General features: G+C 35.3%; 16 protein-coding genes. 8 read left to right on the top strand and 8 right to left on the bottom strand.

Annotated elements, in window-relative coordinates:
• The first annotated feature begins 39 nt into the window (after positions 1-39).
• Entirely contained in the window at positions 40-1,674 is a 1,635-nt protein-coding gene (locus tag ACHRV5_RS19795; RefSeq protein ID WP_047774872.1) for a S8 family peptidase, read from the top strand.
• Positions 1,675-1,735: 61 nt separating this feature from the next.
• Positions 1,736-3,616 (top strand): M1 family metallopeptidase, encoded by a 1,881-nt coding sequence (locus ACHRV5_RS19790; protein WP_395427898.1) that lies wholly within the window; start codon positions 1,736-1,738, stop codon positions 3,614-3,616.
• A gap of 70 nt (positions 3,617-3,686) precedes the next feature.
• Here the strand turns inward: ACHRV5_RS19790 and ACHRV5_RS19785 are convergent, their stop codons facing one another.
• Together ACHRV5_RS19785 and ACHRV5_RS19780 are read right to left on the bottom strand one after the other, a co-directional pair.
• The gene (locus tag ACHRV5_RS19785) at positions 3,687-4,889 is read right to left on the bottom strand and encodes a DUF418 domain-containing protein (RefSeq protein WP_395427897.1); all 1,203 of its coding nucleotides are present in this window, start codon (positions 4,887-4,889) and stop codon (positions 3,687-3,689) included.
• 190 nt (positions 4,890-5,079) lie between these two features.
• Positions 5,080-6,018 carry an L-threonine 3-dehydrogenase gene (locus ACHRV5_RS19780; protein WP_047774879.1) on the bottom strand — a complete coding sequence of 313 codons (939 nt, stop codon included), beginning with the start codon at positions 6,016-6,018 and terminating at the stop codon, positions 5,080-5,082.
• A 485-nt stretch (positions 6,019-6,503) separates the two neighbouring features.
• Here ACHRV5_RS19780 and ACHRV5_RS19775 point away from each other — a divergent pair, with 485 nt between their 5' ends.
• Together ACHRV5_RS19775 and mfd are read left to right on the top strand one after the other, a co-directional pair.
• On the top strand, positions 6,504-7,106 hold the full coding sequence (locus ACHRV5_RS19775; protein WP_230004236.1) for a hypothetical protein: 603 nt from the start codon (positions 6,504-6,506) through the stop codon (positions 7,104-7,106).
• Positions 7,099-10,464, top strand: coding sequence for a transcription-repair coupling factor (gene mfd / locus ACHRV5_RS19770; protein WP_047774881.1), 3,366 nt, complete (start codon positions 7,099-7,101; stop codon positions 10,462-10,464). Before ACHRV5_RS19775 ends, mfd begins: the two co-directional genes overlap by 8 nt.
• 737 nt (positions 10,465-11,201) lie before the next feature.
• On the opposite strand, the gene ACHRV5_RS19765 is transcribed toward mfd, so the two are convergent.
• The 3 genes from ACHRV5_RS19765 to ACHRV5_RS19755 form a co-directional block, all read right to left on the bottom strand.
• Positions 11,202-11,858 (bottom strand): aspartate kinase, encoded by a 657-nt coding sequence (locus ACHRV5_RS19765; RefSeq protein WP_047774884.1) that lies wholly within the window; start codon positions 11,856-11,858, stop codon positions 11,202-11,204.
• A gap of 120 nt (positions 11,859-11,978) precedes the next feature.
• On the bottom strand, positions 11,979-12,338 hold the full coding sequence (locus ACHRV5_RS19760; RefSeq protein WP_230004237.1) for a YraN family protein: 360 nt from the start codon (positions 12,336-12,338) through the stop codon (positions 11,979-11,981).
• 127 nt (positions 12,339-12,465) lie between these two features.
• Positions 12,466-13,365, bottom strand: a complete 900-nt coding sequence (locus ACHRV5_RS19755) for an LD-carboxypeptidase (RefSeq protein WP_395427896.1) — start codon at positions 13,363-13,365, stop codon at positions 12,466-12,468.
• Positions 13,366-13,602: 237 nt separating this feature from the next.
• On the opposite strand from ACHRV5_RS19755, the gene ACHRV5_RS19750 reads away from it, so the two are divergent.
• From ACHRV5_RS19750 to ACHRV5_RS19740, 3 genes are all read left to right on the top strand, one after another.
• Positions 13,603-14,694, top strand: a complete 1,092-nt coding sequence (locus tag ACHRV5_RS19750) for an endonuclease/exonuclease/phosphatase family protein (protein ID WP_395427895.1) — start codon at positions 13,603-13,605, stop codon at positions 14,692-14,694.
• Between the two features lie 127 nt (positions 14,695-14,821).
• On the top strand, positions 14,822-15,361 hold the full coding sequence (locus tag ACHRV5_RS19745) for a 3-hydroxyanthranilate 3,4-dioxygenase (RefSeq protein ID WP_047774888.1): 540 nt from the start codon (positions 14,822-14,824) through the stop codon (positions 15,359-15,361).
• A 104-nt stretch (positions 15,362-15,465) separates the two neighbouring features.
• Complete coding sequence (locus tag ACHRV5_RS19740) at positions 15,466-15,777, top strand: hypothetical protein (protein ID WP_395427894.1); 312 nt, start codon at positions 15,466-15,468, stop codon at positions 15,775-15,777.
• Between the two features lie 328 nt (positions 15,778-16,105).
• Here the strand turns inward: ACHRV5_RS19740 and ACHRV5_RS19735 are convergent, their stop codons facing one another.
• On the bottom strand, positions 16,106-17,065 hold the full coding sequence (locus ACHRV5_RS19735; protein WP_395427893.1) for an MBL fold metallo-hydrolase: 960 nt from the start codon (positions 17,063-17,065) through the stop codon (positions 16,106-16,108).
• A gap of 183 nt (positions 17,066-17,248) precedes the next feature.
• Here ACHRV5_RS19735 and ACHRV5_RS19730 point away from each other — a divergent pair, with 183 nt between their 5' ends.
• Positions 17,249-18,802, top strand: a complete 1,554-nt coding sequence (locus tag ACHRV5_RS19730; RefSeq protein WP_395427892.1) for an aldehyde dehydrogenase family protein — start codon at positions 17,249-17,251, stop codon at positions 18,800-18,802.
• A gap of 382 nt (positions 18,803-19,184) precedes the next feature.
• On the opposite strand, the gene ACHRV5_RS19725 is transcribed toward ACHRV5_RS19730, so the two are convergent.
• Entirely contained in the window at positions 19,185-21,770 is a 2,586-nt protein-coding gene (locus ACHRV5_RS19725; protein WP_395427891.1) for a T9SS type A sorting domain-containing protein, read from the bottom strand.
• Positions 21,771-22,566: 796 nt separating this feature from the next.
• A complete protein-coding gene (locus tag ACHRV5_RS19720; RefSeq protein WP_047774901.1) occupies positions 22,567-23,340 on the bottom strand; it encodes a Bax inhibitor-1/YccA family protein in 774 nt (257 codons plus the stop codon).
• Between the last annotated feature and the right edge of the window lie 26 nt (positions 23,341-23,366).

Genomic DNA, 23,366 nt, shown 5'->3' with positions numbered 1-23,366 from the left:
TTAGTCGCAACTTTTAACTTTTATATTAAAATAGATTACATGAGTCCTATAAAATCAAATACGTTATCTGCTTTTGCATTACTTGTTTTAGCAGGTTGTAGTGCAACTTTACAAGCACAAGTTTCTACTCCTAAAGCAGCCATTACAACACCTTTGGTTATTGTAAAAAAAGCTCCGGTTTCTGAGAATGATTTAAAAAGATGGAGCCATCTTGATTTAGTAAAAGATACTATTGCAGGAATGAGTGTCGACAGAGCTTATGCGGAGTTGCTACAAGGAAAAACTGGTAAAAAAGTAATTGTAGGTATTGTGGATTCCGGTGTAGACATCGAACATGAAGACCTGAAAGGAATGGTGTGGACCAATCCTAAAGAAATTCCGGGTAATGGAATTGATGATGACAAAAACGGTTTTATTGATGATATTAATGGATGGAATTTCCTTGGGGATGCCGTACATGAAAATCTTGAAATGACTCGTGTTGTTAAAAAAGGAGATGATGGATCTGCGGAATACAAAAATGCATTGGCGCAATACGAAGAAAAATCTAAAAAACTTTTGCAGGACAAACAACAGGTTGATTATTTGTTGGACGTTCACAATACAATAAAAAAAGCTTTAAATAAGACCACTTACAAGTTGGAAGATTTAAGCACAATTACTTCAACAGACGAAAAAATAGTGTTAAGTAAAAATATCATGACACAGATTTTTACTAATGCAGGACCAACTTTTGATCCGGAAGAAGAGTTGGAAGCTTACAGAGAGCAGGTTTACGATCAATTCAATTACAATCTGAATAAAGATTTTGACGGAAGAAAAGTGGTAGGAGATAATCCGGAAGACATCAAAAATACAAAGTATGGTAATAACGTAGTTTTTGGTCCTGATAAAGAAAAAGCCCTTCACGGAACACACGTTGCGGGTATTATCGCGCAGGTTCGAGGTAATAATTTAGGTGGAGACGGTGTTGCCAACAATGTTGAAATCTTAACCGTTAGAGCCGTTCCTGATGGAGATGAGTATGATAAAGATATTGCCTTGGCAATTCGTTATGCTGTTGACAATGGTGCAAAAGTAATTAACGGAAGTTTCGGGAAAAGTTTCTCTCCTCATAAAGAATGGGTGTACGAGGCTATAAAATATGCTGCTAAAAAAGATGTATTAATTGTTCATGCTGCAGGTAATGACGGTTACAATATTGATGAAACAAAAAACATCAATTACCCGAATGACTCTCAAGACAATATAAAAGAATTTGCGGATAATGTTATTACAATTGGTGCGATCAATAAAGAATACGGACAAAATGTAATCGCAGGATTCTCTAATTTCGGAAAAATAAACGTTGACGTTTTTGCTCCGGGTGAAGAAATCTACGCAACAGTTCCTAATAACAAATACAAGTATCTGCAAGGAACTTCAATGGCTTCGCCAAATGCTGCAGGAGTTGCTGCTTTGATTCGTTCTTATTATCCAAAATTAAAAGCTTCACAAGTAAAACATATTTTGATGGAATCAGGAGTTGCTCTCCCATCAATGGTAGTTTTAGGTGAAAACCCGGATCCGAGTCAAAAACCGGTGCCGGTTTCGTCTGCTGAATCTTCTAAAACAGCCAAAATGGTAAATGCTTATAACGCTTTATTAATGGCTGAAAAAATGTCAAAAAAATAAAAACATAAATTACTAATCCGATGGAAGAGTGAAGACTCTTCCATTTTCTATTTTATTGAATATGCATAAAATTATTCTATTATCTTTTTTGAGTTTGGGTTTAAACTCAGCTTTTGCACAAAGCGCTCCATACTGGCAACAACATGCCGACTATAAAATGGAGGTTTCGATGGATGTAAAAAACTATCAGTACAAAGGGAAGCAAGAATTGGTTTATACCAATAATTCTTCCGATACATTAAAAAAAGTATTCTATCATTTATTTCTGAATGCATTTCAACCCGGAAGTGAGATGGATGCTCGTTTGCATTTTATTAAAGATCCGGACGGAAGAATGGTGAATAAAGTAAAAAGTGCTGATGGTAAAGAAACAAAGCAAAGCAGAATTGAAACTTTAAAACCAAACGAAGTAGGGTATTTAAAAGTTACTAATTTTAAACAAGATGGTGTTACCGCTCAAACCAGAACTTCCGGAACTATTTTGGAAGTAACACTGGCGAAGCCAATTTTGCCGAATTCTAAATCAACTTTTACGTTAGATTTTGACGGACAAGTTCCGGTTCAGGTTCGTCGTACAGGAAGAAATAACACGGAAGGAATCGAATTGTCAATGTCACAATGGTATCCTAAATTAGCCGAATTTGATTTCGAAGGCTGGCATGCAGATCCTTATATCGCGAGAGAATTTCACGGTGTGTGGGGTAATTTTGATGTAAAAATTACAATTGATAAAGAGTATACTGTTGGAGGTTCCGGATATCTTCAGGATAAAAACCAAATCGGACACGGTTACGAAGATGCAGGTGTAACAGTAGTATACCCTAAAAAAGCAAAAACGTTAACCTGGCATTTTATTGCGCCAAATGTGCATGATTTTACCTGGGCAGCTGATAAAAACTATATTCATGATATTGTAAAAGGACCAAATGATGTTGATTTGCATTTCTTCTACAAAAACAATCCGAAAGTAGCAGAGAACTGGAAAAAACTGGAGCCGTTAATGGTTAAAGTAATGGATTACTATAATCAGAGAGTTGGAGCTTATCCGTACAAACAATATTCTTTTATTCAAGGAGGTGATGGTGGAATGGAGTATGCGATGTGTACTTTAATGTTAGGAAACGGAACTCTTGAAGGAATTCTGGGAACGGCAACACACGAATTAGGACATTCTTGGTTCCAACATATTTTAGCTTCAAACGAATCAAAACACCCATGGATGGATGAAGGTTTTACAACTTACATTGAAGACAGTGCTTTGAATGAATTGGCTGGAGATAAAAAAGAAGTAAATCCGTTTAAAGGAAACTATAATGCGTATTACAGTTTAGTTTCATCAGGAAAAGAGCAGCCACAAACCACTCATGGTGATCGTTATGATGAGAACAGACCTTACAGTATCTCTTCTTATGTAAAAGGAAGTATCTTTCTTTCGCAGTTGGCTTATGTAATTGGTCAGGAGAATTTAGATGCGACTTTAAAGAGATATTACAATGATTTTAAATTCAAACACCCAACGCCAAATGATGTCAAAAGAACAGCAGAGCGAGTTTCCGGTGCTGAGTTGGACTGGTATTTGATTGACTGGGCAGAAACAACAAATACAATTGACTACGGAATAAAAGACGTAGCTGATAATGCTGGTAAAACAACCGTTTCTTTAGAAAGAATCGGAAGAATGCCAATGCCTCTTGACTTAACAGTTGAATATACTGATGGTACAACAGAGAGTTTCTACATTCCATTAAGAATGATGAATTACATTAAACCAAATCCGAATCCAAACGTAAAAAGAACTGTTTTGGAAGATTGGGCTTGGGCAATGTCAAACTATAGTTTTACAATAGATAAAAGCAAAGCTGCAATTAAAAAAATCACAATTGATCCAAGCGGATTAATGGCAGATGTAAAAGCAACAAATAATGTTTATGAAGTAAAATAATTTACTGAATTAAATAAAGAAAGCCCTTAAAAAATAATTTTTTTAAGGGCTTTTTCTTTTAAGAGTAAATCTATAAAACAGGTTTTACATTTGTTATCGTTTCGCTTTGTACGGTCTTTTTTAGCGGAAACATCTTTCTATAGCTCAACACTCTCCACAGCCATTCAACGGGACCATAATTGTATCTGTCAAGCCACCATTTGCTTATGAATAACTGAATTGTAAACACAAAAATCGCTAAGAAAAAGTAAAACCAGTACGGTAAAGTATTGTAAATTTTGAAGCCAGCTCCGGAAAATAGAAAAAAGGCAATGATATTTTGCATCAGATAATTAGTTAAAGTCATTTTGCCGCTAACCCTGAAATAGTTGAAGACCGTTTTTAGTTTTCCGTTTGTATAGAGCAGACAAATTCCGGATGCTATAAACAACATTGTACTTATTATGGTCCAAAAAACAGGATTAAAATAAGTAAAAACGACTGTTTGTTTAAGGAAGATTTGGAAAAGAATACCGGAAGCAATTGCTAAAAAGAACGTGATGATAAGGGTTCTTTTTAAAGATTTTTTTAATTCAGGTAAACGATTAAAAAAGTTGATTTTTTGGGCATAAAACCCCAAAAGCATCAGGGCAAACATCACAACATGGACGGTAATTGCATAAGGGAGATTAATCATTTCCTGATAATACGTTCCGAGTAAATTGAATTGGAATACATCGAGCCAATTATCAGAATAAAATAATTTTAAATATTTGGCAGTAGACTGTACATCGGGTAATGTCTGTTTGATACTATTAATGTAGGCCGTAAGAAATGGAATGAATACTAAAAGAACGATGCTGCTTATAAGAATTGTTCTAGGGGAACTTCTATAAAAGAGTAAAAGAAATAAACCTAAAAAAGCATAGTCTTTTAAAATATCGCCAAGCCAGAAAGCAGAATTTACAAAAGCAAAAGCAAAAAGAATAAACATTCGCCAGCAGAAAAAAGAAACAGGATTTTTGCCTTTTTCTGCAACATTATTTATAAGTATTGCAAAACCGTATCCAAATAAAATGCTCAATAAAGTCCAGGATTTGGCAGAAAAAAAGGTTAAATTAAAAAAGCTTATTACTTCAGAAAAAGCGCCTTTTTTTTGAATAAAACGGTCTAGCCCGATGTAGCGAAAATCGACATAGTTTCCTATGGCAACACCTAGTAAAGCCCATCCTCTTAAAATATCAACAATAGCGGTTCTTTTGTCTTCCTGAATAGGATTTAACGAATTTGTCATAAATCTAACGGTTTTTTTTCCTTTGTGTAAGGGTTTGGTTAATTAGTTTGTTAAAAACAGATCAAATGTAAGAAATTCTACAATTCGTATTTTTTAATTAAGAAACATTTTGTAAAAAAAATAAGCATGTTATTCTAAAAGGATTTTCTTTTAAAATAACATGCTTATAGAGGTAAAGAAGGACTTGGGTTTATCCCAAATGCTCCAGCATATCTTTTGTCATTGACTCTAAGTCAAAAGTATGTTTCCAGTCCCAGTCTTCTCTGGCAGAGCTGTCATCAATACTCGCAGGCCAACTGTCTGCAATTTTCTGACGGAAATCAGGATTGTAAGTAATCTCAAATTCCGGAATATGTTTTTTAATTTCAGCAGCGATTTCGGTTGGTGTGAAACTCATCGCAGCTAAATTATAAGACGAATGAATTTTGATTTTTTCAACCGGTGCTTTCATAATGTTTATAGTAGCATCAATCGCATCATCCATATACATCATTGGCATTTTTGTTTCTGAAGATAAAAAGCACTCGTATTTTTTATCTGAAATCGCTTTGTAAAAAATATCCACAGCATAATCGGTAGTACCACCACCCGGAGGCGTAGACCAACTGATTAAACCCGGATAACGAATACTGCGAACATCAACACCATAAATGTTATGGTAATATTCGCACCATCTTTCTCCTGCTTGTTTGCTAATTCCGTAAACCGTAGAAGGTTCCATTACGGTATATTGAGGGGTGTTTTCTTTTGGAGTTGTTGGTCCAAAAACAGCAATACTTGATGGCCAGAAAACTTTTTGAATTTTTTTTGCCTTAGCTAAATTTAAAACATGAAATAAAGAGTTCATATTCAAATCCCATGCAAATGCCGGATTCTTCTCAGCTGTAGCCGATAAAAGTGCCGCCATTAAATAAACATCGGTAATTTTATGCAACTCAACCAGATGCTCAATTTGATTAAAATCTAAAGCATTGACCACTTCAAAAGGCCCTGAATTAACAACGTCAGTATTTAATTTCCGGATGTCAGAAGCAATTACATTTTCTGTTCCATACAATTTACGTAATTTTTGAGTCAGTTCAGTCCCAATTTGACCGCAAGCGCCAATGATCAAGATTTTTGGATTCATGTGTTAATTTTTTTAGAGATACAAATATAACGTTTTCGCAAATAAATATGTTTTTTGACAATGCAAATTATAAATTTAACAATAACGAAGTTTCTTTGTTGGGTTATTCTCCGTAAAAAAAGGTATTGACGAGAAGAAAATCGCCACAGATTAAAAAGCCTAGAATGATTTTTTCACGTGTGTATTTTTCTTTAAAGAAATCCGTTTAATCAGTGAAATCTGTGGCAAAAAAGGCAGTGCTCTATATAGATTGGGATTTGGTTAGCCACAGATTAAAAGGATTAGAATGATTTTTCACTTGCGTTTTTCATTTCGATTCAGAAATAATCCATTTAATCAGTGAAATCTGTGGCAAAAAAAATAATTCGTGCCAATTCGTGAAATTAGTGGCAAAAAAAGCGCACAATTTTATATGATTTGAGACGAAAAAGAGAGTTCGTAATTGTAAATTTACTTTGTAACTTTGTAGCTTAATGTTTTACCAAATGAAATATAAAATATCTCTTTTTCTACTTTTGATTTTTGTACTGAATTCATGTCAGGGTGAAGATGAAAAGCGTCGTGCAGCCTATGAAAAAGAAGCTAAAAAAAAGGAAGCCATATTCAATAACATCAATAAAGGCTGGACTTTTATAGATGAACCCATCAACGAAGTCTCTGAGCAAAATAGAGTTGTGTGGACCGAATGGCGTGATTTTTTAAAGGAAATCGGAGAAAAACCAAGGAAGACGATTGGAGCGTTTCAGAAAAAATCAGAAGCGATAGCTAAGAAAGCAATGCTTTTAAACAATAATATTCCCGCACAATTTAATCAACCTCAGATAAAAAGTAGAATTTCAATTTTGATCACTAAAATCAAAATGATGGATTTGTACATTCATCTGAGCACAATTCCGGATGATAAAGTGACGTTTTTAATTGGGGATATCAATAAAGAGTTGGTGTCGTTAGAGCGACAAATGGATAAAGTTGTCGAAAAAGCGAAGATTCCAAAAGAAGAAGGAGAAGCCGATTTTCTGAAAATGTTAGACACAACACGTGCTATCCCGAACGCAATTATAGATCCAAATTTACCTAAAGTTGAGTAAAAACGCCTTATATACTACGTATGACAATTTGCCTAAAAGTCAGCAGATTGCCACACAATTACTAGAGCAGAATCAAGTAAAAATGCATCTGAGCGGATTGCTGGGATCGGCAGTTTCATTTGTAGTTCGAAGTGTTTTTAAGAAAACAGAATTGCCTTTTTTGATTGTCTTAGACAACAAAGAAGAAGCAGCATATTATCTGAACGATTTAGAACAAATGATTGGCGAACAGGATGTTTTGTTCTATCCCGGTTCGTTTCGTCGTCCCTACCAGATTGAAGAGACCGATAATGCTAATGTTTTATTGCGTGCTGAGGTTTTAAACCGAATTAATTCCCGCAAAAAACCGGCGGTAATTGTGACCTATCCCGAAGCTCTTTTTGAAAAAGTAGTAACCAGAAGAGAACTGGATAAAAACACACTCAAAGTCGCTTTGAATGATAAAATTTCTATAGATTTTATCAACGAAGTTTTGTTTGAATACGAATTTAAAAGAGTCGATTTTATTACCGAACCCGGTGAATTTTCGGTTCGTGGAGGAATTGTAGATGTATTTTCCTTTTCGAACGATCACCCCTATCGCATTGAGTTTTTCGGGAATGAAGTAGACAGTATTCGAAGTTTCGATGTGGAAACACAGTTGTCGGTTGAAACACATAAAAAAATCACGATTATTCCGAATGTGGAGAACAAGATTTTTCAAGAGAACCGAGAAAGTTTCCTGGATTATATTGCAGAAAAAACAGTACTTTTTATTCAGAATACAGAAGGACTTTTTTCTCAGTTAGACAAACAATTTGCCAGGGCAGAAGAAGCTTTCGAAAAACTGTCCGGAGAAATAAAACATGCGACTCCCGAACAACTGTTCTTAAACCAGTCTGCATTTATAAAAAGAGCTTTAGATTTCTCAATTGTAGAATTGGCTTCAAAACCTGTTTTCAAAACCACAAAGAGTTTCGAATTTCATATACAGCCGCAGCCTTCTTTCAACAAACAGTTTGATTTGTTGTTGAATAATCTGAGCGACAATCATTTTAACGGATATAAAAATTATTTATTCTGTTCAAATGAAACGCAGGCCAAACGTTTCCATGATATTTTTGAAACCTTAGATGAGGCTAATTCGGAGAACATCAGAAAACAATATCATACCATTGTACTGCCATTATATCAAGGATTTATTGACGAAGAGAATCAGATTACGGCCTATACAGACCATCAGATTTTTGAGCGTTATCATAAATTCAATATCAAAAACGGCTATTCTAAGAAGCAGAATATCACGTTAAAGGAGCTTACAGCACTTTCTGTTGGAGATTACGTTACACATATCGACCACGGAATTGGAAAGTTTGGCGGTTTGCAGAAAATTCAGGTAGAAGGCAAAACACAGGAAGCCATAAAATTGGTTTATGCCGATAATGATATAGTATATGTGAGCATCCATTCGCTTCACAAAATTTCAAAATACAACGGAAAAGACGGAACGCCGCCTAAAATTTATAAGTTAGGATCGAACGCCTGGAAGATTTTAAAACAAAAAACCAAGGCGCGTGTCAAACATATAGCATTCAACTTAATCCAGTTGTATGCAAAACGACGTTTGGAAAAAGGATTTCAGTTTGCGCCGGACAGTTATTTGCAAAACGAATTAGAGAGTTCTTTTATCTACGAAGATACACCCGATCAAACCAAATCAACAGCAGAGGTAAAAGCCGATATGGAAAGCGACAGACCGATGGACCGACTGGTTTGTGGTGACGTTGGTTTCGGTAAAACGGAGGTGGCGATTCGTGCTGCTTTTAAAGCCGTTGACAATAGTAAACAAGTGGCTATACTGGTTCCGACCACTATTTTGGCGTACCAGCATTATCGCACTTTTACAGAGCGACTAAAAGACATGCCGGTTTCTGTTGGTTATTTAAACCGATTCAGAACTGCCAAACAAAAGGCAGAAACCTTAAAACAATTAGCCGAAGGGAAATTGGATATTGTAATCGGAACACATCAGCTGGTCAACAAAAATGTGGTATTTAAAGACCTTGGTTTATTGATTGTAGATGAGGAACAAAAATTTGGAGTTAACGTAAAAGACAAACTCAAAACGATAGCGGCAAACGTAGATACATTGACATTAACAGCAACACCAATTCCGAGAACATTACAGTTTTCGTTAATGGCAGCACGTGATTTGTCAGTAATCACAACACCGCCACCCAATCGTTATCCGATTGAAACTAATGTGGTTGGTTTTAATGAAGAAATTATTCGTGATGCAATTTCGTATGAAATTCAGCGAAACGGACAGGTTTTTTTCATCAACAACAGAATTGAAAACATTAAAGAAGTGGCTGGAATGATACAGCGTTTGGTTCCAAATGCCAGAGTCGGAATCGGTCACGGACAAATGGAAGGGGCAAAACTCGAAGAATTGATGTTAGGTTTTATGAATGGAGATTTTGATGTTTTAGTTGCAACTACCATCATTGAAAGTGGTTTAGATGTACCAAATGCCAATACAATTTTCATCAATAATGCCAACAACTTCGGATTGTCGGATTTGCATCAAATGCGCGGTAGAGTAGGACGAAGCAATAAAAAAGCATTTTGTTATTTCATCTGTCCACCCTATTCCTCAATGACGGACGATGCTCGTAAACGTATTCAGGCGCTAGAACAGTTTAGTGAACTTGGAAGCGGATTTAATATTGCCATGAAAGATCTTGAAATTCGTGGTGCGGGAGATTTATTAGGTGGGGAACAAAGTGGTTTTATCAATGAAATTGGGTTCGATACCTATCAGAAAATCATGAACGAAGCCATCGAAGAATTAAAAGAAAACGAATTCAAAGATTTGTATCCGGAAGAGAATGATATCGAAACTAAGGAGTATGTAAAAGATTTACAAATTGATACCGATTTTGAGTTGTTGTTCTCGGATGAATATATTAATAATGTGACGGAGCGCTTGAGTTTGTATAACGAGCTGGGTGCTGTGAAAAATGAAGCAGAACTGGTTGTATTTCAAAATAAATTAATTGACCGTTTCGGACCGATGCCTCCACGTGCCAATGCATTGATGAATAGTATTCGCATCAAATGGATCGCCACAAGTGTAGGTATAGAGAAACTGGTCATGAAAAAAGGCAAAATGATTGGTTATTTTGTTTCAGACCAACAGTCCGATTATTATCAGTCCAAACGTTTTCATAAGGTTATAAAATTTGTGCAAACACATAGTAATCTTTGCCAAATGAAAGAAAAGCAAACTCCCAATGGCTTAAGACTTTTATTGACTTTTGAAAATGTAAAATCCACCAAGAGGGCTTTGGAATTAATGGAATTGCTTGAAGAGTAAAGGTTGCCACGAATTCCACGAATTGGCGCAAATTTTATTTTTAAACATCAACTTAATTCGTGCAAATCTGTGAAATTCGTGTTGAGAAAAAGTTTGCCGCGAATTCTACGAATTGGCACAAATTTTATTTTAAGCATCAAGTTAATTCGAGCTAATTCGTGCAATTCGTGGCGAAAAAAAATCACCCCGAAAAGAGTGATTTGATTGGTTAAAAGTGGTTTTTTGGTCTAGACAGTTTGATCAGAAGCCTGAAGTATACTACTTTGTCTGTTTGACTTCTGATTGTATTTATAGCGATACCGGGTTTCTGAATAAGGTAATCCTGCTATTCGTACGATTTCCGGTTCTTAAAAAAATCTTCTTTATACTGCTATTCGAAAACGAACGATTTTTTTCGTTGTAGTTTTTGAATAATTAATTCTGTTAACGCGTTAACAAATATATAAAAATATTATTCTTAAAAAATTGTGCGTAAAAAAATATAATTCTTCTTTTTTTTAATGTTTTTGTATGGAGTGTCGCTAAAACTAAGGGCAAACCCGTTTTTTGATCGATGAGTTTAGGAATTGTGTTTCTAAAAATTAACAATTACAAAGCGGGTTTTTGAGAATATTCTTATTAGAGTTCTTTAAAATACGGGCTTTGTAGTACTGTTTGGGAATAAAAAAATCCTTTTATCTTTCGTTTAGATGGAAAGATAAAAGGATGTATAAAAAGAATCGGATGATTCTATGGGATTAATTTTTAAGATCTTTAATTACTTTAAAAGCAACATCAACCTGATCTTCTCCAACTAAAATAGTAAATTCATTTGAAGTTGAGATTACCTCATTAATGATAATTCCTTCCCAAGCCAAGCGTTGAAAAATAAAGTAATAAATACCTGGAACAACAATATTTTCTTTAGGAAGCTTTACTGTAATTGAAGCTAAATTATCTAATTTCTGAATTAGTTTTTCACGTATGAAGTGTTTTTCAACCAAATGATTAACACTGCTGCTTACTACAATATTAGTTTCGTTTACACCACGAGATGAAGTATAAAAAATATCAGACAACACATTAATATCAGAAATCAGATCCGCTTGTTTGTTTAAAACAGTTTCTGAGGCCGCAAAAGTATAGTCCGTTAATTCGGAACGAACCGTAATTTCACCAATATTCTTGATGACTTTGTTGATTTTATGATTCAGTTTAAAATCTAATTCTTCGGTAAGTCGTTTAAGTGACATTACAACAGCGCCTTGTTTTACTTCTTTGCCAAACTCACTCTCCAACTCGGTCATGATATTCCGTGAAAGTGAAGTAAGATTAATAATTCCCAGCGATAAAGCGTTCAATAAAAAAGGTTTTGTTTTAATGTAATTTTCGACAATTGAAGAAACGGTTTTCATAATTTTTTAATTGTTTTTGGGTAACTTAATTGGGTTGGTTTAGTTAATTGTGGTGTTATAAATCTGCGCAAATATAAATAAAAAAACAATTTGTTACAATTATAACAAGTAAAAATTATGTTAAAAATGATAAAAAGCGTCTGTAAGATGTTCAATTGCAAATGATTCCCCTTTTTTATGGATTGCGATGATGTCAAAACGAACTTCAAAATCTATTTCCCTATCGTTTATGTAGGCATTTACTGCTTTTACGAGCAGCTGAACTTTTTTTGGTTTGACAAATTCTTGCGGTAAACCAAAATCTATACTGGATCTTGTTTTGACTTCAATTATGGCTAAAATGTTTTCTTTTTGAGCAATTATATCTATTTCTGCCTTTTGAAATGTCCAATTTCGGTCGAGGATTTCATAGCCGTTTTCCAAGAGAAACGCTACAGCAAGTTCTTCCCCTTTTTTTCCAAGTTCGTTGTGTTTTGCCATTTTTTAATCTCTTGTTTTTTTATACCATATAAGTGATGTAAGTTCATTTAAGCTAAACTTATATTTTCTTACATCACTTATATGGTTTAAACTTTACTGGTTTGACAGCGATACGTGTTTGTATAACTTATTTGTCAAAAACAACAGTACTTCCGGACGCATTGACATCAATTATTATGGTACTTCCCATAATCAAAGCCCTATTGTCGCGAATATGACCGGCCGGAAAATTAAAAATTACCGGTATATTGTATTTTTTAGTAACATCATCTACAATTTCTACGGCATTTTTCCCCCATGGAACTTCATTGTCTTTCATTTTGGTCATGGCACCAACAATAATTCCTTTCAGGTTTTCAATACAACCGTTGCGTCTTAGATTCATCATCATGCGATCGATATGATAAAGATATTCGTCTAAGTCTTCAATAAATAAAATTTTGTCTTTGCAGTCTATAGCAGATTGTGAACCTAATAAGCTGTATAGAATAGAGAGATTTCCGCCTACTAATTCTCCTGTTGCTTTTCCGAAACGATTCATCGCATCAGGAGCAACAGTATAGGACAGAGGTTCACCAAACAAAGCTGATTTCATTGTGCTAATCGCATCAGGAGTAGCACGTGGAATAGTTACAGGCATCACGCCGTGAATCGATTTATATCCCATTGTATTCAAATGATTGTGTAAGACTGTAACGTCGCTAAAACCAACAATCCATTTGGGGTGTTGTTTGAATTTGGTAAAATCTAAAAGATCAACCATTCTGACAGTTCCATATCCACCACGAACGCACCAAATTGCCTTAATGTTAGGATTGTCTAATTGTTTTTGAAAATCGGCAGCACGTTGCTCATCAGTTCCGGCCAATTGATTGACATCAAGACCAATGGTACTTCCTATTACAGCCTCTAAACCCCAACTATGTAATAAATCTATAGTAGGCTTAAGATTGTCATCTATATTTTTTCGGGCAGTTGCCAGAATAGCTATGGTATCTCCTTTTTGTAGATAAGGTGGTGTGATCATGTTTTGTTGGGATTGACAGGTGAATGATTGTAAAGCAAAAGTAAGAATTACGATTTTACAAATAACAAAACGCCTCTTTGTGTATTGAAAGCTCTTTAAGTTCATAGTTTACTTTGCTTGGTGTATTAATGCGATTGACAAATATAAGTATTTTAGAAAACATAAATACAGGAAATTACTTACAAATAATGATTTTATTTTGTACTTTTGAAGTTCTTAAAAAGTATATAAATAACAATGGGTAAATCTTTTTTGATTCTTTTTTTCTGTATCGTTACGTTATTCGGTCAATCTAAAAAGTATAGGATCCATACGGTAGCTTTTTATAATTTGGAAAATCTTTTCGATACGGTAAATGATTTGGAAAGAAATGATGATGAATGGACTCCAAATGGAATTCAAAATTGGACAAATGAAAAGTACCGCCAAAAGCTAAAAAATCTGGCGAGGGTTTTATCTGAAATCGGAACACCGGAGAATACAAATGCGCCAACCTTAATAGGAGCGGCTGAAATTGAAAACAGGGGAGTTCTGGAGGATTTAATAAAGGAATCAAAATTACAACAGTATGATTACGGAATCATCCATTTTGATTCGCCGGACAGACGCGGAATCGATGTGGCTTTATTGTTTCAGAAGAAATATTTCAGACCAACTTCATTTTCCAGTATTCCGTTGTATATCTATGGGGATAGTACTGCTGTGAAAAAAGAAGAGAGTAAGGAGTCAGAAGAAGAAATGAATGCAACAGTCGGGAACAATCGTGTTTTTACAAGAGACCAGCTTTTAGTTACAGGATTTTTAGAACAGGAAGAAGTAAGTATTATTGTCAATCATTGGCCATCCCGTTGGGGTGGAGAAGAGGTCTCCGGTAAATATAGGGAAGCAGCCGGTAGACTTAATCGGAAAATTATCGATTCACTACAGCAAATAAACCCAAATGCCAAGATTATAACAATGGGGGATTTTAACGATGGGCCATACAACAAAAGCATAAAAGTTGCCTTGGGTACAAAGGCAAAAAAAGGAGAGGTTCCTGAATTTGGAGTCTTTAACCCATTTGAAGAAATGTTTAATAAAGGGATGGGCACACTTGCCTTCAGAGACTCTTGGGATATTTTCGATCAGATTATAATTTCAGAACCTTTGATACGGCCTGATTTCGCCTCTTTTAAATTCTGGAAAGCCGGTATTTTTAGAAGGTCGTATATCGTTCAAAGCTCGGGAAAATATAAAGGATATCCATTGCGACATTCCTTGACAGAAGCAGGTTTTAGTGATCATTTTCCGGTTTATATTTATTTGATTAAAGAGATAAATTCGCGGTAGAGGTGGACAGTAGAGGTGGACAGTAGAGATGGGCAGTAGAGATGGACAGCAGTCCATCTCTACCGGCACCGCGAACTGAAAACTTTTCCCTAACTTAGCATCTTAGAAACTTAGTACCTCAAAAAAAATGGCAATAGCTAAACCTTTCAACCTCACAAAATGGATTGAAGAAAATCGTCAATTATTGAAACCACCAGTTGGAAACAAAAATCTTTATGTTGATTCCGGTGATTATATCGTTATGGTCGTTGCAGGGCCAAACGCCCGAAAAGATTATCATTACAATGAAACGGAAGAACTTTTTTACCAGCTGGAAGGCAGTATAAAAGTGGTGATTCAGGAAGATGGCGAACGCAAAGAAATGGTTTTGAATGCCGGTGATATGTATCTGCATCCCGCAAAGATTCCACATTCTCCTGTTCGTTCAGAAGGTTCTATAGGTCTGGTGATTGAACGCAAACGTGCCGGAAAAGGGTATACAGACGGTTTGCTTTGGCATTGTGATAACTGCAATCATAAATTATATGAAGTACATTTTGAATTGCATAATATAGAGAAAGATTTTCTACCTCATTTTGAGCATTTTTATAATTCAGAATCATTAAGAACCTGTGATAAATGCGGGACTGTAATGGAGTCTGATCCCAGATTTATAGCTAAAAAATAAATTTACTTTAACCTAACAGTTTTAAAAAACCTGTTAGGTTTATGATATAGTGTATCGTTTTTGAGTATATTTACATTGTAAAATGAAATATTAAACTATCAAAAATGATACAAGAAATTATCACTTATAAAAGCATCGTTGCTAATCTGGAAGATGTATTGAATAATTCTCCCTTCAAAAAGAATTATGTTATTGAACAGATTGGTATTCCTAGCCCAACATTTTATCGAAAATTAAAAACGCAAACTTTTACCCCGGATGAAATGTTATCGATAGCAAAGATTCTTTCGCCAGAGGAAAATTTTAGGTTAGAATTAAAAGCAGAAATTGAACAGGCTAGATTAGAATTTGAAAATGGAGATTTTATAACTCATGAAGAAATGTTACTTGAGTTAAAAAGCAAAAACATCATTTAGTTCAAAAGTTTAGAACGGTTATTGGTTTTTGACGATTATTATAAAATTTAATTAAATGGATAAAACCCTTCTTTATAACGTAATACAGTGTTATATGTTTTGATATCAATATTTCATTACATTGCAAATCACTTCTGGATTTTCCTAAATAGGGATTGCTTGAAATTAAGGTGATAATACGTATAACTTCGTCTACAAATCGTTGTGCAATTTCGTCATTCCAATATTGGATTAAATAATTGCGGGTAATGTAAAAAGTATAACTAGCTTGTTTTGACCAGACAATTTTCATTTGCTATTAAGTTTTTGTAAATTTATAAAAATAAACTTACAAAATAATCTTTTTCCCTTGCTCCGGATAAATAAGTTGAAGACCTAAATCATTCTGAATTTTAAGTTGTTTTTTAATTTTAGTAATATTCTTTGTCGGTGGTTTCAAATGGGTAATGATAATTTTAAAACCTTTCAAGGTACCTTTTCCAGATAATTCTTCTAGTAGATGAAGTTCTTTCATCAAATGATTCGGAGTCAGATGTCCAAATAAAAATTGGTCCGGTTGTTCATTCGGAAAAGAAACTTCAATGAGAATGCCTTTTAGTTGTTTGTTTTTGACTAATGGCGCTATAGCTGTCCATAAATCATGTAAATTATTGCTTTTTTCGACAGCATCCGGTCCGGTATCTCCTAAATATAAAGCATAGTGGTCTTCATTTTTTATTAAAAAGGCAGTGCTTTCAAAAGGATTAACATGACTTAGCGGAAAAGCTTTCATCGTCATTGAGGTATTGGTAAGTGGTATTTCCTCTCCAATTGATAAAGTTTGAAAGTGGTATTTTTTTAAAGGAAACCCGGGACCTTCATCCCCAAAATTTGCCCAGGTCTGGTCGTTGAAATAATGATTTTCCATCATTTCCATGCATTTTTTTGTTGCGTAAACCGTTTTAGAGGAATCCGCAGGTGAATTGATAATTAGACCGGAGACATGGTCCAAATGTGCATGGGAAATAAGATATCCTTTGATGTATTTTCGCAATACTTCGCTAGTCGAAATCTTAAACGTTTTCTTTTCAATTGCCTTCTCAATTCCGGCATTTATCGTTCCGGCATCAAGACAGATATAATCGTTTGTGTTTGCTGGTGCTAGTAAATAGGCAGAAAGGTTTTTTTCATCGATACCGCCTTTTACTCCTAAGGGTACAATTTGAAAAGAAGGTTTTTGCTCCTTCTGAGAAAATGCACTGGTAGAAATTAAAATAAGGAAAATATAAAGCGGATGAAGAAATCTCATAATTAGAATAATTTTATTGTTGCAAATTTCATGAATTATAAGGAATAAATTGCTTTGTATTTCTGTTATTGATCGTAATTAACCCTAAATTTACTTTCATTTTAACAATTGAATTGAATAAAAATTCAACTCGAAATAATATCTTTACATAAAAATATAACAATTTTAACTAAAAAAGTTACAATGACAACAATAGCATCACAATTTGGAATGAATGAAGCTCTGGAAAAATTGGGCATCAAAGCGATAAATGAAGGAACATCGACAGGTTTACAAAACTTTTCATCAGGAGAGATTTTAGAAAGTTATTCTCCGGTGGACGGAAAGTTAATTGCTTCAGTAAAAATGTCAACGCCTGCAGATTACGAAAAAGTAATGCAAGCTGCAACTGCAGCCTTCAAGACTTTTAAATTAATTCCGGCTCCACAACGTGGCGAGATTGTGCGTCAGTTTGGAGAAAAATTGCGTGCGAATAAGGAAGCTCTTGGTAAATTGGTTTCTTATGAGATGGGTAAATCACTTCAAGAAGGTTACGGAGAGGTACAGGAAATGATCGACATCTGTGATTTTGCAGTAGGATTATCACGTCAGCTTCACGGATTGACTATGCATTCTGAAAGACCGGGACATCGTATGTACGAACAATATCATTCGTTAGGAGTTGTCGGTATTATTTCAGCATTCAACTTTCCGGTTGCCGTTTGGGCATGGAACACCGCTCTGGCTTGGATCTCCGGTGATGTTTGCGTTTGGAAACCTTCAGAAAAAACACCTCTTTGTGGTATCGCTTGTCAAAACATTATGGCACAGGTTATCAAAGAAAATAATTTACCGGAAGGAATTTCTTGTTTGATCAACGGTGATTATAAAATTGGAGAATTACTAACTTCTGATACACGTATTCCTTTAATTTCTGCTACAGGCTCAACCCGTATGGGGAAAATCGTAGCGCAAACCGTTGCCGGACGTTTAGGAAAATCATTATTGGAATTAGGAGGAAACAATGCCATTATTGTAACTCCGGATGCTGATATCAAGATGACTGTTATAGGTGCCGTTTTTGGTGCAGTTGGTACAGCAGGACAACGTTGTACATCAACCAGAAGATTGATTATTCACGAAAGTATTTACGATAAAGTTAGAGATGCGTTAGTTGCTGCGTACAAACAATTACGTATCGGGAATCCGCTTGACGAAAACAATCATGTTGGTCCACTAATTGACACACATGCTGTTGAAATGTATGCAAAGGCTTTGAATAAAGTAGTTGCCGAAGGAGGTACTGTTTTGGTAGAAGGTGGTGTGCTTTCGGGAGAAGGTTACGAAAGTGGTTGTTATGTAAAACCTGCTATTGCCGAGGCTCAAAATTCATTTGAAATTGTACAACACGAAACATTTGCTCCGGTTTTATATCTGGTAAAATATTCGGGAGAAGTAGACAATGCAATTGACCTTCAAAACGGAGTAGCTCAAGGATTATCCTCAGCCATTATGACTAATAATTTACGTGAGGCCGAAAGATTTCTATCTGTAGTAGGTTCTGACTGTGGTATTGCCAATGTAAACATCGGAACTTCAGGAGCTGAAATTGGTGGTGCATTTGGTGGTGAAAAAGAAACCGGTGGTGGTCGTGAATCAGGATCTGATGCCTGGAAAATTTACATGAGACGTCAAACCAATACAATCAATTATACAACGAGCCTTCCATTAGCTCAGGGAATAAAATTTGATTTGTAAGATCATTTATCTCATATAGTATTAGAAAAACCGTCTCGTTAAGTTGAGACGGTTTTTTTATTTCTTTTATTTCTTTTGTTTCAGGTTTCAAGTTTCAGGTTTTGCTGCTATGTTTTATTTGTGACAGTAAAGCTAAGGTGTGCTATTGGTTTGTAATAAGTTTTTTAAAAATGTTCGAGGTTGTAATACGCTTGATCATATTACAAAAGGGTTAATTTAAGCGGTATGCTTATATGATCTTATATTACTCATATGGTTTAAGTACGCAGCGGATTCACTAAAACTTTGTGTTAGATAATTTTGAGTTTTTCTTCAGTCAAAAAAAAGCCGTCTCAATGGTGAGACAGCTTCTTGTTTGTTTTGAAAAATATACGTTTAGTATTTATTTTTTTAGAATCGTTTGATTAAATATACCAGTCGACGTATGTATTTTGGCCAGATAAGTTCCGGGTACGAGGTGGCTCATGTCAATACTTTCGGTCTCTTTTCCGGTGGTGCTTATTAGAACTCCTGCCATATTATAAATCAAAACTTTTTCTACGTTTTCATTTGATAAGTACAACGTAGAGGATACAGGGTTTGGATATAAAACTACTTTTGTGCGCTCTATGTTTAAGTTCTGTTCTTCAGTAGAAGTTTTAGTGTTTTTCACCATTTTTAGTGTACCACCGTTATAAGTGGTGCTGATATAATATAAATTAGCTACTGATCCTTTGGTTATGGTTATAGCTCCTGCTGGAATTGTAGTAGTAACGATTCCTGCCGCTGCAGTGTAGGACACATTGTTTATCTTCACTGTTCCTGTGAAATTCGAATCAAATACTAAAGTCAGAGTAGAAGGACTTGTTGTGGTATAGGCAATTGAAGTGCTGGATTCGATTTTTAAGCGTCCTGTTAGCGTTAGTCCATTATAAGTTACAGATCCGGAAGTTGAATTCATGTTTCCGGTGATGGTATAAAATGAACTTGTTTTTCCGGAGGTTGTAAAATTATGGATTTCATTTCCGGTACTTCCACCCGTACTTACCGTAATTGTTCCAGATCCCGTTGCCGGAGAACCTGAAGTTCCTGTTGTTGCAATAGAGTAGGATAGTGTCGCAGTTGGAGTTCCTGTAATTGTTATGGTTTTTGCGGCGGTGTTTTTCACAAAACTAATTCCGGAAGCGGGTAAACCAGTCACCGTGGCGTCTGTTGCAGTTCCGCTCCAAGTGAATACAATTGATGCAATTGCTGCACCAGTTGTCACCGTTTGATTGTTATTTGCAGTTGAGGTTAGTGTTTGTGATCCGGCTGGCGGAGTTCCTTCTCCCTGTACAGCAATTAAAGAACCGGTGTAATTTGTAAGAGCAGATTTTAATGCTGTGATGACTAGAGAAGAGGTATCATCAGTTGCATTATTGAATGTCCATTTTAAATCTCCACCGGAAATACGACCTGCGTACTGAACCGTTTTTGTTCTTGCGGCAGCTGGTTGGTCTATTGCCAGGTTCTTCACATAAAAAGCAGCATTAGTATCAAAGTTGTTGTACGTATTTCCGCCTGACTTAGAAACGACGCTACTGCTTACTGTTTGTGCTCTTGTTGTCGCAACAAAAGCATCAAAATCTGTTGTAGAACTGATTTTTCCTGAAATATTGTATAATGGATTTGTATCACCATAAGCAACAAAACGCATATTGTTAGTGGCATTATCAGTATCAAAAGTATTGTTGAATGCTTTAATAGAACCCCCAGCTTCACCAGAGAACGTCCCCATTGTTCCGGCATTATTGACCTGATTGGTTTCGTCCCAAATATCGGTACCTTGAAGGGAAGTTAACATAGGATGTTTACTGTTTCTGAAATAATTGCCTTCTACAAATAAAGAAGAGCCTAAAGTAGAACCCGATCCATACTTGGCAACCCCATCAAAATAATTGTTGTAAATGTGGGCTGAATAATAGCGAACACGTGGATGACGGGAATCAGAGTGGTCGAACCAGTTGTGGTGGTATGTGATGTAAAGACCTGCTGTGGTTCCTTCGCTTAATCCCAATAAACTTGCTTTTCCATTGTCCCAAAAGTGATTGTAGGATAGCGTAATATAGGTTGATGTTTTATTGTCTAAAGCGCCATCGCCTTTTATTTGATCAGCATCGCTGCCCGCATTTCCGTAAAACAAGTCACAATTGTGCACCCAGATGTGGTCATTATCTTGCTGCATTCCAACGTTGTCTCCGGCTGTGCTGTTGCAATTCATAAAGCCCAGATTGTTGACTTCAATGTTCGAAGCCGCTTTTAGACGAACTCCCCATCCATTAGCAACTGCATCTGTTCCAACACCTTCAAAAGTTAGATAACTAAAGGCATTATTGGCGTTTTCGATTACCACATCGCCTCCTTCCATTACGGTCATATCGGTAATGTTTCCGATTAGTCGAAAGATAAAGGGACGTGTATCTTGTCCTTTTTTTATGGCGTACAGTATATTTTGCAACCCAACACAAGGATTGGTACTGGCTCCCGTGATGTTCATAGAAACGGTATTTTTTGTGTTCTGTGTGATATAAACTATGACAGCATTATCTTTTGGAGTTCCATCAATTTTATAGCCTCCGGGAACTCTTCCACTGTCGAAAGCAAATCCATTTCGGTCTTGAGCAAGTACCGTTAAACTGGCTGTTGTAGTACCAGTTCCTTCAACTCCGGAAATTACAGGTTTTACTTTCAAGGTGTACGCTCCTGCTTTAAGTCCGGGAACGTCAGCACGGAAATAACTGCCATAACTTCTAATAAGCTGATCGTCAATTTTCTGATCGGTGATTCCTTGACCGGTGTAATAGACATTGTAGCTTTGGGCATTGCTAACAGGTTGCCATTTTACAAAAGCAGATTCGAGCCATCCGGATGATTCGGTAATTTGAACTTGTTGAGCCCAAGTCTGAATTGTTACAAAAAAGACGGCCAGAAATAGTAGGTTTTTTTTCATAATGGTTTGTTTAATAGTTAGTAAATAGTAAAATGTGGTTTCTAGTATCGGTTATAATCTTAATTGTAATCGATTACACAAAAATATATAAAATTTTGATATTCAAAATAAATTTGCTTAAAAAAAGAAAATAATTAAAAGAATTGCTGTTTTAAATGAGTAATATGTAATAAATTGCATTAATTGTAATTTATTACATGTTGGTTTGAATGTACGCTGAAGTATTATTTTTACTACTTTTTTTATTCTTTAGTGAAAATGCTTTTTGAAAAAAACGGCACGATTTTGTGTCATTTCTACTAGACAGCTAGGTATTTTTGAAAATAAGAAAAAACGTACTAATTGTAAATCTGAAATGGACTAAATAGCTATAATCTGAGTTAAATTGTTGAAATCTTGGCTAAGAAATAGGTGATAAAATGCCAATCAATCGCTAGCCTATTGATTTCTTTTAGGTTATATAGGATTGTCTTTTTCAATTTTACGAATGTGATTTTTCGTTTTTGAAGGAGAAGAGAGTGGATAACGGACTTAAAATGATCGATGGCACAAATGCCTCGCTTTTGAAGGCATGCTAATTGAAAAGACCTTGCAAGAGAGCTAAAATATTTGAAAAATCTGGGACTTAATAATCGAACTCAGGTTTATAGTTTTGGGTGGGATGTTCGTACTGGTATCGGTTTAAAGACAGAAGAAAACATGCGGTACTAATGGATCTTATAAAATTGAGAAGGGAGCAAAAAAAAAGGTCTTTTTGAATTTTCAAAAAGACCTTTTTATATGTTATGTAAGTAAATTAGTTTTTACTGGACATTTTTGTTAGTAATCTTAAGAATTCAACATACAACCAAACCAGGGTAATCATTAATCCCATAGCGCCGTACCATTCCATAAATTTTGGCATTTTTTGCTCAACTCCTTTTTCGATTAAGTCAAAATCTAAGAAAAGATTTAAAGCAGCGATGATGATTACAAAAACACTAATTCCGATGCTCATCATAGAATTTCCCTGATGTACAGGAGTGAAGCTTGTAAACATAGAGACCACCCATGAAATTAAATAGTAAGTTGCAATGGCTAATGTTGCAGCGATAACTACTGATTTAAATTGCTCTGTTACTTTGACGATTTTAAATTTATATAAACCCAGACATACTAAAAAGGTGACTAATGTAGCACCAACAGCATTGATTACAATTCCAGGATACATTGCTTCAAAAATAGCAGAGATTCCTCCGATGAAAAGACCTTCAAAAAGGGCATAACCAGGGGCTAAATAAGGAGAGGCTTGTGGTTTGAATGCTGAAACTACTACTAAAATAAGGGCAACAATTGCACCTCCAATAGTAGGTAACATCGCGTTCATTCCGTTAAAAGCCATCCACCAAGTTACCATAGCGGCTCCGCATAATATTAGAAATAAAATAGCTGTCTTATTAATTGTACCTGACAAAGTCATATCCTGATTGTAGTCAATGATTTGTGCCTGATTTACTCCTTCAGCTTTTGAAACAGCATTTGATGAAAAACGCTTGTTGCTTAAAAATGGATTATTTGAGTTGAAGTTCATGTTTTATTGCATTTAATTGACTTCAA

The organism is Flavobacterium sp. FlaQc-52 (assembly GCF_044007495.1).
Classification (GTDB): Bacteria; Bacteroidota; Bacteroidia; order Flavobacteriales; family Flavobacteriaceae; genus Flavobacterium; species Flavobacterium cupriresistens.
The sequence above is the reverse complement of the archived record's forward strand: the minus strand, read 5'-3'. Positions and strand labels throughout refer to the sequence as shown.

Coding starts and splice junctions, on each gene's coding strand:
- ACHRV5_RS19795 (WP_047774872.1), top strand. CDS start 40: ATGAGTCCTATAAAATCAAATACGTTATCTGCTTTTGCATTACTTGTT.
- ACHRV5_RS19790 (WP_395427898.1), top strand. CDS start 1,736: ATGCATAAAATTATTCTATTATCTTTTTTGAGTTTGGGTTTAAACTCA.
- ACHRV5_RS19785 (WP_395427897.1), bottom strand. CDS start 4,889: ATGACAAATTCGTTAAATCCTATTCAGGAAGACAAAAGAACCGCTATT.
- ACHRV5_RS19780 (WP_047774879.1), bottom strand. CDS start 6,018: ATGAATCCAAAAATCTTGATCATTGGCGCTTGCGGTCAAATTGGGACT.
- ACHRV5_RS19775 (WP_230004236.1), top strand. CDS start 6,504: ATGAAATATAAAATATCTCTTTTTCTACTTTTGATTTTTGTACTGAAT.
- ACHRV5_RS19765 (WP_047774884.1), bottom strand. CDS start 11,858: ATGAAAACCGTTTCTTCAATTGTCGAAAATTACATTAAAACAAAACCT.
- ACHRV5_RS19760 (WP_230004237.1), bottom strand. CDS start 12,338: ATGGCAAAACACAACGAACTTGGAAAAAAAGGGGAAGAACTTGCTGTA.
- ACHRV5_RS19755 (WP_395427896.1), bottom strand. CDS start 13,365: ATGATCACACCACCTTATCTACAAAAAGGAGATACCATAGCTATTCTG.
- ACHRV5_RS19750 (WP_395427895.1), top strand. CDS start 13,603: ATGGGTAAATCTTTTTTGATTCTTTTTTTCTGTATCGTTACGTTATTC.
- ACHRV5_RS19745 (WP_047774888.1), top strand. CDS start 14,822: ATGGCAATAGCTAAACCTTTCAACCTCACAAAATGGATTGAAGAAAAT.
- ACHRV5_RS19740 (WP_395427894.1), top strand. CDS start 15,466: ATGATACAAGAAATTATCACTTATAAAAGCATCGTTGCTAATCTGGAA.
- ACHRV5_RS19735 (WP_395427893.1), bottom strand. CDS start 17,065: ATGAGATTTCTTCATCCGCTTTATATTTTCCTTATTTTAATTTCTACC.
- ACHRV5_RS19730 (WP_395427892.1), top strand. CDS start 17,249: ATGACAACAATAGCATCACAATTTGGAATGAATGAAGCTCTGGAAAAA.
- ACHRV5_RS19725 (WP_395427891.1), bottom strand. CDS start 21,770: ATGAAAAAAAACCTACTATTTCTGGCCGTCTTTTTTGTAACAATTCAG.
- ACHRV5_RS19720 (WP_047774901.1), bottom strand. CDS start 23,340: ATGAACTTCAACTCAAATAATCCATTTTTAAGCAACAAGCGTTTTTCA.